This window comes from Pseudomonas citronellolis (assembly GCF_001586155.1).
In the GTDB taxonomy this organism is placed as follows: domain Bacteria; phylum Pseudomonadota; class Gammaproteobacteria; order Pseudomonadales; family Pseudomonadaceae; genus Pseudomonas; species Pseudomonas citronellolis.
Genome location: NZ_CP014158.1, coordinates 1,034,541 through 1,046,940 on the forward strand (window position 1 = coordinate 1,034,541; position 12,400 = coordinate 1,046,940).

Annotated in this window: 10 protein-coding genes and 1 riboswitch; of the genes, 4 read left to right on the forward strand and 6 right to left on the reverse strand. The window is 69.2% G+C overall.

Translation table 11 applies throughout. The features are described from left to right. The first annotated feature begins 153 nt into the window (after nt 1–153). Together PcP3B5_RS04790 and hemH are read left to right on the forward strand one after the other, a co-directional pair. Nucleotides 154–1,077 carry a TIGR01777 family oxidoreductase gene (locus PcP3B5_RS04790; RefSeq protein ID WP_061560679.1) on the forward strand — a complete coding sequence of 308 codons (924 nt, stop codon included), beginning with the start codon at nt 154–156 and terminating at the stop codon, nt 1,075–1,077. A gap of 9 nt (nt 1,078–1,086) precedes the next feature. After that, nucleotides 1,087–2,112, forward strand: coding sequence for a ferrochelatase (gene hemH, locus PcP3B5_RS04795; RefSeq protein ID WP_009617462.1), 1,026 nt, complete (start codon nt 1,087–1,089; stop codon nt 2,110–2,112). A gap of 579 nt (nt 2,113–2,691) precedes the next feature. Here hemH and PcP3B5_RS04800 read toward each other — a convergent pair. Next, nucleotides 2,692–4,833: a methyl-accepting chemotaxis protein gene (locus tag PcP3B5_RS04800; RefSeq protein ID WP_061560680.1), complete on the reverse strand. Its 2,142-nt coding sequence runs from the start codon at nt 4,831–4,833 to the stop codon at nt 2,692–2,694. A 192-nt stretch (nt 4,834–5,025) separates the two neighbouring features. On the opposite strand from PcP3B5_RS04800, the gene PcP3B5_RS04805 reads away from it, so the two are divergent. Continuing rightward, entirely contained in the window at nt 5,026–5,847 is an 822-nt protein-coding gene (locus PcP3B5_RS04805) for a M48 family metallopeptidase (protein ID WP_061560681.1), read from the forward strand. A 79-nt stretch (nt 5,848–5,926) separates the two neighbouring features. Next, nucleotides 5,927–6,910 (forward strand): NAD-dependent epimerase/dehydratase family protein, encoded by a 984-nt coding sequence (locus PcP3B5_RS04810; protein ID WP_043273600.1) that lies wholly within the window; start codon nt 5,927–5,929, stop codon nt 6,908–6,910. 453 nt (nt 6,911–7,363) lie between these two features. Here PcP3B5_RS04810 and PcP3B5_RS04815 read toward each other — a convergent pair whose 3' ends face one another. From PcP3B5_RS04815 to PcP3B5_RS04835, 5 genes are all read right to left on the reverse strand, one after another. Further along, on the reverse strand, nt 7,364–7,807 hold the full coding sequence (locus PcP3B5_RS04815) for a ketosteroid isomerase-related protein (protein ID WP_009617468.1): 444 nt from the start codon (nt 7,805–7,807) through the stop codon (nt 7,364–7,366). An 86-nt stretch (nt 7,808–7,893) separates the two neighbouring features. Further along, entirely contained in the window at nt 7,894–8,475 is a 582-nt protein-coding gene (locus tag PcP3B5_RS04820) for a TMEM165/GDT1 family protein (RefSeq protein ID WP_009617469.1), read from the reverse strand. Between the two features lie 68 nt (nt 8,476–8,543). Further along, a riboswitch (yybP-ykoY riboswitch) is annotated at nt 8,544–8,694 on the reverse strand. A 39-nt stretch (nt 8,695–8,733) separates the two neighbouring features. Further along, nucleotides 8,734–10,137, reverse strand: a complete 1,404-nt coding sequence (locus tag PcP3B5_RS04825) for an amino acid permease (protein WP_061563200.1) — start codon at nt 10,135–10,137, stop codon at nt 8,734–8,736. Nucleotides 10,138–10,324: 187 nt separating this feature from the next. Continuing rightward, on the reverse strand, nt 10,325–11,329 hold the full coding sequence (locus tag PcP3B5_RS04830) for a class I SAM-dependent methyltransferase (RefSeq protein WP_061560682.1): 1,005 nt from the start codon (nt 11,327–11,329) through the stop codon (nt 10,325–10,327). 41 nt (nt 11,330–11,370) lie between these two features. Continuing rightward, nucleotides 11,371–12,333 carry a 2-hydroxyacid dehydrogenase gene (locus PcP3B5_RS04835; protein ID WP_061560683.1) on the reverse strand — a complete coding sequence of 321 codons (963 nt, stop codon included), beginning with the start codon at nt 12,331–12,333 and terminating at the stop codon, nt 11,371–11,373. Nucleotides 12,334–12,400: the final 67 nt, after the last annotated feature.

Sequence of the window (12,400 nt, forward strand, 5' to 3'; positions counted from 1 at the left end):
ACGCTTCGCGGCCATTCCTTCGGGGGCGTCGCGTATCGGTTCCGGCATTTACAGCGTAGACGTTCGCCACACTCGGACGGGTGCAGTAATGCAAGCGTCGTTCCCTCGTCCAGACTGATGGTAGGTGTGGGAGTTCAGCGCAAGGAGGTTCAGATGCACATCTTCATTACCGGCGGTACCGGCCTGATCGGCCGCCGCCTGTGCCGCCACTGGAGCGCCGCCGGCCATCGGCTGACGGTGCTGAGCCGCCGTCCGGAGCGCGTCGCCGAGCTTTGCGGGCGCGAGGTGCGGGGCGTTTCCAGCTTCGAGGCGGTGGGCGAGGAACAGGTCGACGCGGTGGTCAACCTGGCCGGCGAGCCCATCGCCGAGCGGCCATGGACGTCGCGGCGCAAGGCGCTGCTGTGGGACAGCCGGGTACGCCTCACCGAGCGCCTGGTGGAGTGGCTGGAAGGCCGCAGCCAGCGGCCCTCGGTGCTGATCAGCGGCTCGGCGGTCGGCTGGTACGGCGACGCCGGCGAGCGTCCGCTGGACGAAGGCAGCGCGGCGGCCGGCGAGGATTTCGCCAGCGAGCTGTGCCTGGCCTGGGAGCAGATCGCCATGCAGGCAGAGGGTTTGGGCATCCGCGTGGTGCGCCTGCGCACCGGGCTGGTGCTGGCGCCGGAGGGCGGCTTCCTCGCGCGCCTGCTGCCGGCCTTCCGCTTCGGCCTGGGCGGCCAGTTGGGCAACGGCCGGCAATGGATGTCCTGGGTGCACATCGAGGACATGATCGGCCTGATCGATTTTCTCTTGCAGCTAAGCGACGCCAGCGGTCCGTATAATGCGTGCGCGCCGCAGCCGGTGCGCAACCGCGACTTCACCCGGGCCCTGGGCCAGGCGCTGCACCGCCCGACCCTGCTGGGCGTGCCGGCCTTCGCCCTGCGCACCCTGCTCGGCGAGCTGTCGCTGCTGTTGCTCGGCGGCCAGCGCGTGGAGCCCCGGCGCCTGCTGGAAGCCGGCTTCGTGTTCCGCTACAACGATCTGCCGGCCGCCCTCGCCGATGTCCTCGCGCATCGCCCGGCGGCCGCCCACCGTCACTAAGGATGCTGCATGACCCTCAACGCCCTGCTGCTGGTCAACCTGGGCTCGCCGGCCTCGACGGAGGTGGCCGATGTGCGCCGTTACCTGGACCAGTTCCTCATGGACCCGTACGTCGTCGACCTGCCCTGGCCGGCGCGGCGCCTGCTGGTGTCGCTGATCCTGCGCAAGCGCCCGGAGGAGTCGGCGCACGCCTATGCCTCCATCTGGTGGGACCAGGGCTCGCCGCTGGTGGTGATCAGCCGCCGCCTGCAGCAGGTCATGCGCAAGTACTGGCCGCACGGCCCGGTGGCGCTGGCCATGCGCTACGGCCAGCCGTCCATCGAGAACGCCCTGCTGGACCTCTACGAGCAGGGTGTGCGCCAGGTGACCCTGGCGCCGCTGTACCCGCAGTTCGCCGACAGCACCACCACCACCGTCATCGAGGAGGCCCGCCGGCTGATCCGCCAGCTCGGCCTGCACGGCATGCACCTGCTGGTGCTGCCGCCGTTCTACGCCGAGCCGGAATACCAGCAGGCCCTGCTGACCAGCGTGCAGCCCTACCTGGAGCAACCCTACGACCACCTGCTGCTGAGCTTCCACGGCCTGCCCGAGCGGCACATCCGCAAGCTGGTGGGCGACCGCAAGCATGACCTCGACGCCGCCGACAGCCGCCACGTGCGCCCGGAGGTCCTGGCGCTGTGCTACCGCAGCCAGTGCCTGCGCACCGCGGAGCTGTTCGCCGAGAACGCCGCCCTGGAGAAGGGCCGCTGGTCGGTGTCGTTCCAGTCGCGCCTGGGCCGTGCCAAGTGGATCGGCCCCTACACCGACGCGCAACTGGAAGTCCTGGCGAAGCAGGGCGTGAAGCGCCTGCTGGTGATGTGCCCGGCCTTCGTCGCCGACTGCATCGAGACCCTGGAGGAAATCGGCCAGCGCGGCCGCGAGCAGTTCATCGCCGCCGGCGGCGAGGAGCTGGTGCTGATTCCCTGCCTGAACGACCAGCAGGCCTGGGCGCTGGCGCTGGCGCGGCTGTGCGAGCGGTTGCCGGAGCCGCTCTGACGGCCGGCTTTGCGCCCGCAGGAGAGACGTCATCGTAGGATGGGTTGAGCGAAGCGATACCCATCTCCATGGCTCGGCTTTGGCCCGGCGGCTCCGGGGCTGGTCTTGGCATTGGCTGTGGCCCCGGTGTATCGGCGGATAACCGCGAACGGTTATTCGCCCTACGTCCCGGTCGGGCCTGGCGTAGGGCGCATAACGCCTACGGCGTTATCCGCCGCTTGACCTTGGTTCCCGGCGGCTCCGGGGTTGGCCTTGGCGTTGGCTGTGGCCCCGGTGTATCGGCGGATAACCGCGAACGGTTATTCGCCCTACGTCAAGGTCGGGCCTGGCGTAGGGCGCATAACGCCTACGGCGTTATCCGCCGCTTGGCCTTGGTTCCCGGCGGCTCCGGGGCTGGCCTGGGCGTTGGCTGTGGCCCCGGTGTATCGGCGGATAACCGCGAACGGTTATTCGCCCTACGTCCCGGTCGGGCCTGGCGTAGGGCGCATAACGCCTACGGCGTTATCCGCCGTTTGGCCTTGGTTCCCGGCGCCTCCGGGGTTGACCTGGGCTATACCGATTCAGGGCGGCAGCCAGGCCCTACACCTTGAACTGATTCACCAACCGCCGCTGCTGCTCCGCCAGCCGGGTCAGCTCGGCGCTGGCCTGGGAGGCCTCGTCGGCGCCGCCGGCCACCTGGTTGGCGACCAGGCCGATGTTGGCGACGTTGCGGTTGATGTCCTCGGCCACCGCGCTCTGTTCCTCGGCGGCGCTGGCGATCTGGGTGTTCATGTCGTTGATCACCGACACCGCCTGGGTGATCGACTCCAGCGCCTGGGCCGCCTCGTGGGCGTGGCGCACGCTGTCGTCGGTCTTCTCCTGGCTCTGCTGCATCACCTGCACCACTTCGCGGGTGCCGTTCTGCAGCTGCTGGATCATGCTCTGGATTTCCTCGGTGGCCTGCTGCGTCTTCTGCGCCAGGTTGCGCACTTCGTCGGCCACCACGGCGAAGCCGCGGCCCTGCTCGCCGGCCCGCGCCGCCTCGATGGCGGCGTTGAGCGCCAGCAGGTTGGTCTGCTCGGCGATGCCGCGGATGGCCACCAGGATGGCGTTGATGTTCTCGCTGTCGCGGGCCAGCGACTGCACCACGCCGACCGCGCGGCCGATCTCGGTGGCCAGGGCCTGGATCGCCGCCGAGCTGCTCTCGACTATCTGCTTGCCCTGGTGCGCGGCCTGGTCGGCGTGGCTGGCCGCTTCCGCCGCGTGGGTGGCGTTGCGCGCCACGTCCTGGGCGGTGGCGGTCATCTCGTGGACGGCGGTGGCCACCAGTTCGATTTCCGCCAACTGCTTCTGCACGCCCTGGTTGGTGCGGATGGCGATGTCCGCGGTGTGCTCGGAGGAATCGCTGACGTGCTGCACCGAGGTCACCACCTGGCCGATCATGCCCTGCAGCTTGCCGAGGAAGGTGTTGAAGCCGCGGGCGATGGAGCCCAGCTCGTCGGCGCGCTCGCTGGACAGGCGGCGGGTCAGGTCGCCTTCGCCCTGGGCGATGTCGTCGAGCATGCCGACCAGTTGGCGCAGCGGCCGGGCGATGCCGTGGCCCACCAGCCAGATCACCAGCAGGCCGCCGGCGGCGATGAGCAGACCGACCAGGGTCATGCCCAGGGTGTCGGAATCGCTCTGCGCCTTGAGCGCGCCCTGCAGTTGCTTGAGTTCGCCGAACACGGCCTGCCGCGGGATCTCCAGCATCAGCGTCCAGCGCGTGCCGGTGTCACCGATGGCGAAGGGTAGGAACACGGCGATGGTGTCGCGGGCCTCGTCCTGCTGGTACAGCGGCTGCTCGCCCTGCAGCTTGCCGAGGCTGGCGGCCTGGCTCGCGTCCAGCACCTTGTCGGCCGGCTCGCCGAGCTTGCCGGCGTCCTTGGTGTAGGCCACCAGGCGGCCGTTGGCGGAGATCAGCGCCAGCTCGCCGGCGCCGTCGTAGAGGGTGGCGTCGGCGGCCTTGAGCAGGTCCTGGATGAAGTCCAGTGACAGGTCGGCGCCCACCGCGCCGCGGAACTGGCCGTCGACCAGGATGGGCGCGTTGAAGGACGACATCATTACCATTCTGCCGCCCATCTCATAGGGCGCGGGGTCGATCACGCAGGGCTTGTGGCGCTCCTTCGGGCACAGGTAGTACTCGCCCTCGCGCACGCCGGTGGGCAGCACCTTCTGGCTTTCCAGGGTGTCGCCCATGGCTTCCACGGTGAGGCTGCCGTCGGCCTTGCGGTACCACCAGGGCATGAAGCGCCCGCTGGCGTCGTAGCCGGAGCCGGTCTGCCCGGCGTAGAGGCTGTCGGGGCCGGCGAAGGCGCCGGGTTCCCAGCCGGCGAAGGCGTCCAGCAGCTTGGGGTTCTGCTGCACGGTCTGGCGCAGCAGGTTGGACATCTCGCCGCGGCTGATGCCCAGCAGCGGCTTGCCTTCGGCATCCTTGCCGTCCATCAGCATGTTGGCCTGGGCCAGGCCCTTGACCACCGTCAGCGGGTATTCCAGCTCGCGCTGGATCTGGCTGGCCTGGGCGCGCGCCAGGGCCACCAGGCGTTCGTTGATGACCTTCTCCAGCAGCGCCTGGGTGCGCTCCTGCACCAGCGTCTGGGTGCGCCCGCCGGCGAACAGGGCATAGAGTACCAACGCCGCCACCACAGCCAGGACACTGGCCCCGGCCAACGCCACCACGGAAAACTGGATCGACTTGAACTTCATGGCGAAATACTCGCGTACCAGGGACAGCCTGTTCCGCTGTATCGGCAGGACTTCAGAGTTTCCTTAGGAAATGCCTGTAATGGGTTGTAACGCCCTTGTGTCGTCTCCTTTGCGGAGCGGTTGCCGGCCATCGGGGGGCGGCCTACCATTGCGCGCTGTCCAAGGGAGATTGCATTGCTTCAGGAGAGCATCATGCCCAGCCTATTCCGCTTCACCGGCCTGGCCGCCGCCCTGCTCCTGGCCGGGTGCCAGCAGGTCAACACCACCAGCGGCGGCGCCGTCGGCGTCGAGCGCAAGCAGTACATGTTCAGCATGCTGTCGAGCCAGCAGGTCGACCAGATGTACTCGCAGTCGTACCAGAAGACCCTCACTGACGCGACTTCGGCGGGCAAGCTGGACAACGACAGCAGCGACGCCAAGCGCGTCAAGGCCGTGGCCGCGCGGCTGATTCCGCAGACCGGTGCGTTCCGCCAGGACGCCCCGGGCTGGGACTGGCAGGTCAACGTGATCAAGAGCGACGAGCTCAACGCCAACTGCGGCCCCGGCGGCAAGATCATCTTCTACAGCGGCCTGATCGATCAGCTGAAGCTCAGCGACGACGAGATCGCCGCGGTGATGGGCCACGAGATCGCCCACGCTCTGCGTGAGCACGGCCGCGAGCAGATGTCCCGCGCCTACGCCGTGCAGATGGGCGAGAACCTCGGCGGCGCGCTGCTGGGCCTGGGCGAGACCAGCAAGCAACTGGCCGACCAGGTGGTGCAGTACAGCCTGACCCTGCCCAACAGCCGGCAGAACGAGACCGAGGCCGACCTCATCGGCCTGGAGCTGGCCGCCCGCGCCGGCTACAACCCCCAGGCCGCGCTGACGCTGTGGCAGAAGATGGGCCAGGCCGGTGGCGATGCGCCGCCGGAAATCCTCAGCACCCACCCGGCGGACAGCACGCGCATGGCCAACCTGCAGGCCGCCATTCCCAAGGTGATGCCGCTGTACGAGCAGGCCAAGGGCCGCAATTGACGAGCGGGGGGATCGACGCCGTCGATCCGTTGCAGCCGGCCGCCGACGCGGCCGGTTCGACCACCACCAGGGAGCGCCAGTGAAAATCGCAGTACTCGGAGCCACCGGGCTCCTCGGCCACCACGCCGCGCGCGCCATCAAGGCCGCCGGCCACCAACTGGTGCTGATCCATCGCCCGTCCTCGCAGATCCAGCGCCTGGCCTACCTGGAGCCGGAGTGCCGGGTCGCCGAACTGTTCGACTACAAGGGGCTGGAGCGCGCCCTGAGCGGGCTCGACGCGGTGATCTTCAGCGCCGGCTATTACCCGCAGCGGCCGCGCCGCTGGCAGGAGGAGGTGGCCAGCGCCCTGGACCAGACCAATCATTTCTACGCGGCCTGCCTGCACAACAAGGTGCCGCGCATCCTCTACGTCGGTTCGGCCTTCGCCATGCCTCCGCACCCCCAGGGCCTGCCCGGCCACGAGGGGCTGTTCTACGAGAGCCTGCCCACCGGCAAGAGCGCCTACGTGATGTGCAAGTGGGCGCTGGACGAACAGGCCCGCGAGCAGGCCCGTGGCGGCCTGCCGGTGGTGATCGGGATTCCCGGCATGGTGCTGGGCGAGCTGGACATGGGCCCGACCACCGGGCGCCTGATCACCGCCATCGGCCGCGGCGAGATGTCCCACTACGTGCCGGGGCGGCGCAATGTGATCGATGCCGGCGAGGCGGGGCGCGGCCTGCTGATGACCCTGGAGCGCGGGCGCATCGGCGAGCGCTACCTGCTCACCGGGCACAACGTGGAGATGGCCGAGCTCACCGCCACCATCGCCCACCTGCTGGGCCGCCCGGCGCCGCAGCCGATGCCGCTGCACCGCGCCCGCGCCCTGGCCACCCTGGGCCGCTGGCGCTACCGCCTGACCGGCAAGCTGCCGCTGCTGGACGAAACCGCCATCGAAGTGATGGCCGGCGGGCAGTTCCTCGACGGACGTAAGGCCCGCGAGGAACTGGGCTTCGAAAGCCACGTGCCGCTGGAAGACACCCTGCAGCGGGCCATCGACTGGTTCCGCGCCAACGGGTACCTGTAGGCGCAACAGTCTTGCCGACTGCGCCGGGGAATACCGTGCCTCACCGCAAACTGTAGGAGCGGGCCCTGCCCGCGATTCGCGCGCAGGGCGCGCTCCTACATTGGAATGGCGTGGGTGGGGCGGCGTAGGAGCGGATCCTATCCGCGAATCGCGCCGATACGCCCGGCTATCGCGGACAAGGTCCGCTCCTACAGGGAGACTCCGTGCCTTACCGCAAACTGTAGGAGCGGGCCCTGCCCGCGATTTCGCGCGCAGGGCGCGCTCCTACAGGGGAATGGTGTGGGTGGGGCGGCGTAGGAGCGGATCCTATCCGCGAATCGCGCCGATATGTCCGGCTATCGCGGACAAGGTCCGCTCCTACGGGGAAACTCCGTGCCTTACCGCATACTGTAGGAGCGGGCCCTGCCCGCGATTCGCGCGCAAGGCGCGCTCCTACAGGAGAAGGCCGCTGCCTCAGGGTAGCGCCTGCTCCGCCAGCGGGCGGTTCTGCAGGCCCATCTGGCTGCGGAAGCTTTCCATGTCGATCAGCGTGCACAGCTCCTGCAGCTTGCCCTGGCTGTTGAACAGCCACAGGGCCATGCCGGGGATGCTGACCACCTTGTCGCTGGCCGGGTAGCCGAAGGCGGGGCGGCTGATGGTGCCCACCAGGGTGCTCCAGGTGAACACCTTGTGGCCCTCGCTTATGCATTCCTCGACCACCACTTCCAGGTCGTCCATGGACGCGCGGATGCCCTCGATCAGTTGCCGGTAGCCGGCGCTGTCCAGGGGCTGGGCGGAGAAGCTACTCTTGTAGAGGAAGTCCGGGCTGTGCAGCTGGGTGGCCAGGGCCAGACGGCCCTTGTTCCAGCTCAGGTCGATGTGCTGGCGGGCGAGGCGCTTCAGATCCTTGTCGGTCATGGCTGTTTCCTTCAGCGAAGGGACGACGGCTAACACTGTAGGACGAAGGCGTGGCAGCAACATTGGCCGCCACGCCGGAGCGGCTGTCAGAACAGCCCGGACAGCGTGGCCGCGTGCCAGGCCGCGGCCAGGCCCAGGACGGCGAAGGCGCAGGCGGCCAGGCGGCGGATCAGTGCCAGCGGCAGGCGCTCGGCGGCGAAGTTGCCGGCCAGCACCACCGGCACGTTGGCCAGCAGCATGCCGATGGTGGTGCCCAGCACCACCAGCCAGAAGTGCGGGTACTGCGCGGCCAGCATCACGGTGGCGACCTGGGTCTTGTCGCCCATCTCGGCGAGGAAGAAGGCGATCAGCGTGGTGAGGAAGGGGCCGAACTTCTTCAGGCCGCCCTCTTCGTCGTCATCCAGCTTGTCCGGCACCAGGGTCCAGGCCGCCACGGCGAGGAAGGAGGCGGCCAGCAGCCAGCTCAGGGCGGCTTCGGAGAAGAAGGTGGAGACCCATTTGCCCACGGCGCCGGCGGCGAAGTGGTTGACCAGGGTCGCGGCGACGATGCCGGCGATGATCGGCCAGGGCTTGCGGAAGCGCGCGGCGAGGACGAGGGCGAGCAGTTGCGTCTTGTCGCCGATTTCGGCGAGGGCAACCACCAGGATGGGGACGAACAGGGATTCCATCAGGCTTTTCCTAAGGGGGCGGGTCGACTAATCACCAATGACACGCGCCATCCGCCCACCCCGGGTCGGATCGCTCGTGTCATAGGTCTTGTCAAACCCGGGCCCGACTGCTGCGGGCCTTGGGGCCGCGCGCGCCATGGTCTGCGGACCAAGTGTGTTGACGCGTGCCGGGCGAGGGCGGGAACCGCTCGCGGGAGACTACTCCCCTAGGACGGGGCGCATTCTGCCCAAGTCGTCCGGCTTGGGCAAGCCCGGCGTTCAGTCGACGTCGCGGCCGGAGGTGACGTCCATCTCCTCGTAGCGGACGAAGCGGCTGCCGTTCTTCAGCCGGTAGCCCCACCAGATGACGAGGAACAGCGGCAGGCTGACGTAGGTGGCGACCAGCCCGGTCCAGTCGATCGTCTCGCCGACGAACGCCTGGTAGTTCTGCCCGAGGGTGATCGCCAGGCACAGGGCGAAGGCGAACAGCGGGCCGAAGGGGAACCACTTGGCGCGGTAGGGCAGCTCCTCCAGCTTGCCGCCCTGCAGCAGGTAGCCCTTGCGGAAGCGGTAGTGGGAGATGGCGATGCCCAGCCAGACGATGAAGCCGCACATGCCCGAGGTGTTGAGCAGCCAGGTGTAGACGGTCTTGTCGCCGATGAAGCTGGTGAGGAAGCACAGCCCGCCGACCAGCGTGGTGGCGTAGAGCGCGTAGCGCGGCACGCCGCTCTGCGAGATCTGCTGGAACAGGCGCGGCGCCTGGCCATGCAGGGCCATGGTGTAGAGCATGCGGGTGGAGGCGTACATCCCCGAGTTGCCGGCGGAGAGGATCGCCGAGAGGATCACCGCGTTCATCACCCCGGCCGCCGCGGCCAGGCCGGCGCGCTCGAAGAGCAGGGTGAAGGGCGAGGTACTGATGTCGCTGCTGTCGGTCTTGAGCAGGTTCGGATCGGTGTAGGGGATGAGCATGCCGATGACGAAGATCGACAGGATGTAGAACATCAGGATCCGCCAGAACACCTGGCGGATGGCGATGGGGATCGACTTGTGCGGGTGCTCCGACTCGCCGGCGGCGACGCCGATCAGCTCGGTGCCCTGGAACGAGAAGCCGGCGATCATCGCCACCCCGACCATGGCCTGCAGGCCGCCGACGAAGGGCGCGTCGCCGGTGGTGAAGTTGCTGAAGCCGGGGGAGTCGATGCCATGCATGATGCCGAAGATGCTGGCCAGGCCGATGCCGATGAAGATCACCACGGCCACCACCTTGATCAGCGCGAACCAGAACTCGCTCTCGCCGAAGCCCTTCACCGAGAAGAAGTTGAGGCCGAACATGATGGCCAGGAAGCCGGCGCTCCAGTAGATGCCCGACACCTCGGGGAACCAGAAGTGCATCACCAGTTGCGCGGCCACCAGTTCCGCGGCGATGGTCACCGCCCAGTTGTACCAGTAGTTCCAGCCCATGGCGAAGCCGAAGCCATCGTCGATGAAGCGGCTGCCGTAGGTGGAGAAGGAGCCGGAATCGGGGATGTAGGCGGCCATCTCGCCCAGGCTGGTCATCAGGAAGAACACCATCAGGCCGATCAGCGCGTAGGCCAGCAGCGCGCCGCCGGGGCCGGCGGTGGCGACGGTGCTGCCGGAGGCGACGAACAGCCCGGTGCCGATCGAGCCGCCGATGGCGATCATGTTCAGGTGCCTGGGCTTGAGCGAACGCTTCAGGTGCGCTGGGGTCTTTTCCGGCGACTTCACGAAGGTCAGCTCGGCTTCTTTCACGGTGCTTTTCACGGCGATCCTCGGCTCGTGAGGCGCGCCGGCCCGGCGCGCCCTTTCGGTCTGGGTGGAGTGTAGTGGGGCTGCGGCGAGGCGCCCGGGCTCAGGGGCGACGGGCGCTGTAGATGCGGAAACCGTCGCCCTCGGCGAGGCTGCGGCAGGGCCCCAGGTGCTGTTCGATCAGCGGCGGGTACTTGAGGAAGCTGTTGGCCACCAGGCGCAGTTCGCCGCCCGGGCGCAGGTGTTGCGCGGCTTCGCGCAGCAGGCGTTCGCTGGCCTGGTAGTCGGTGTGCACGCCCTGGTGGAAGGGCGGGTTGCTGACGATGGCGGCCAGGCCGGCCGGCGCCGCGTCGATGCCGTCGCCGCCGATCACCTCGCCTTCCAGGCCATTGGCGGCGAGGGTCAGGCGGCTGCTTTCCAGGGCGAAGGCGTCGACGTCGAGCAGGCTCAGGCGGCTGCCCGGGTAACGGCGCTTGAGCACCGCGCCGAGCACGCCGGCGCCGCAGCCGAAGTCCAGCACCTGGCCTTCGGGCAGGCCGTCCAGGTGTTCCAGCAGCAGGGCGCTGCCGCGGTCCAGGCGGCCATGGCTGAACACGCCGGGCAGGCTGACCACCTGCAGTTCGCCGTCGGCCAGGGCCAGCGTGTAGCGCAGGGACTGGGCGTGCAGGTCGGGGCAGGGCAGGGCGCCGTCGATGGCGGCGTGCCACAGCTGGCAGTGCCGCGCGCTGTCGAGCTTGGCGGCCTTGGCCAGGGCGCCGAGCTGTCTGGCGGCGCGCTCGACGCCGGCGCGTTTCTCGCCCACCAGGTACAGCTGGCCGCCGGGCACCCGGCTGGCCAGGGCGGCCAGCAGGTAGTCGGTCAGCTCGCGGGACTTGGGCAGGAACAGCACGGCGGCGTCGAACCCGCCCTCCGGCGGCGTCACGCCGAAATGGCAGCGCCCCGGGTAGCGGCCGTCCAGTTGCCGCTGCTCGCCGGCGTGCCAGCTCCAGCCCAGAGCCTGGGGCAGCTCGCCGAGCAGGCCGTCGGCGGGCAGGCCGGCCAGCAGCACGCGGCCGGCGAAACGTTCGATCTGGCGCAGCAGCACCTCGCTGGTGGGGGCGTAGGACATGCGGCCTCCTGAAAAAGGGCGCGAGTTTAGCACTTCGCGCTTCAGTCGACCCGCCGCAGCTTGTCGCCGCGGAAGACGGCCGCGGCGTTGTCCGTCACCTGGCCGACGATGCGCTGCCGCGCTTCGCGGCTGCCCCAGGCGTTGTGCGGGGTGACGATCAGCCGCGGGATGTCGCCGGCCAGCAGCGGGTTGCCGTCCTTCGGCGGCTCGACGCTGAGCACGTCGGTGGCGGCGCCGCCCAGGTGGCCGCGGCGCAGGGTGTCGGCCAGGGCCTGCTCGTCGATCAGGCCGCCGCGGGCGGTGTTGACGATGAAGGCGCCGGGCTTCATCAGGTCCAGTTCGCGCTGGCCGATCATCCCGCGGGTCTGCTCGGTCAGCGGGCAGTGCAGGCTGATGGCGTCGACCTGCGGCAGCAGCTCGTCCAGCGTCAGGCGGTCGGCGCGCGGCGGGCGGCCGGGCAATTGGCCGAGCAGCACGCGCATGCCGAAGGCCTCGGCCAGGCGGGCCACCGCGCCACCCAGTTCGCCATGGCCGAGCAGACCGAGGGTCTTGCCTTCCAGCTCGACGATGGGGAAGTCCAGCAGGCAGAACTGGGTGGACTGCTGCCAGCGCCCGGCGCGGACCGCCGCCTGGTAGTCGGGCAGCCGGGTGGCCAGGGCGAGCAGCAGCAGGATGGCGTGCTGGGCCACCGAGGCGGTGCCGTAGCCCTGGCAGTTGGCCACGGCGATGCCACGCTCGCGGGCGGCGGCCAAGTCGACGTTGTTGGTGCCGGTGGCGGTGACCAGGATCAGCTTGAGGTCCGGGCACTGGGCCAGGGTTTCGGCGCTGATGGGCGCCTTGTTGCTGATGGCCACGTTGGCCTCGCGCAGGCGCCCGGCAATCTCGTCCGGGGCGCTGGCGGGGTGCAGGACCAGCTCGCCGAAGGCCTGGCGCAGGGGCTGCAGGTCGAGGTCGCCGAGGTCGAGGGAGGCGGTGTCGAGAAAGACGGCGCGAGTGCTGTTCATCGCTGGCTGTACCTTTTGCGGGAAGCGGGGCTGGCGTAAGGTTGCCAGCCTGACGGCGTTAATCCCA

Excerpts from the sequence above, each read along its gene's own strand:
- PcP3B5_RS04790 (WP_061560679.1), top strand. The coding sequence starts at position 154 with ATGCACATCTTCATTACCGGCGGTACCGGCCTGATCGGCCGCCGCCTG.
- PcP3B5_RS04820 (WP_009617469.1), bottom strand. The coding sequence starts at position 8,475 with ATGGAATCCCTGTTCGTCCCCATCCTGGTGGTTGCCCTCGCCGAAATC.
- hemH (WP_009617462.1), top strand. The coding sequence starts at position 1,087 with ATGACCCTCAACGCCCTGCTGCTGGTCAACCTGGGCTCGCCGGCCTCG.
- PcP3B5_RS04805 (WP_061560681.1), top strand. The coding sequence starts at position 5,026 with ATGCCCAGCCTATTCCGCTTCACCGGCCTGGCCGCCGCCCTGCTCCTG.
- PcP3B5_RS04830 (WP_061560682.1), bottom strand. The coding sequence starts at position 11,329 with ATGTCCTACGCCCCCACCAGCGAGGTGCTGCTGCGCCAGATCGAACGT.
- PcP3B5_RS04800 (WP_061560680.1), bottom strand. The coding sequence starts at position 4,833 with ATGAAGTTCAAGTCGATCCAGTTTTCCGTGGTGGCGTTGGCCGGGGCC.
- PcP3B5_RS04835 (WP_061560683.1), bottom strand. The coding sequence starts at position 12,333 with ATGAACAGCACTCGCGCCGTCTTTCTCGACACCGCCTCCCTCGACCTC.
- PcP3B5_RS04815 (WP_009617468.1), bottom strand. The coding sequence starts at position 7,807 with ATGACCGACAAGGATCTGAAGCGCCTCGCCCGCCAGCACATCGACCTG.
- PcP3B5_RS04825 (WP_061563200.1), bottom strand. The coding sequence starts at position 10,137 with ATGATCGCCATCGGCGGCTCGATCGGCACCGGGCTGTTCGTCGCCTCC.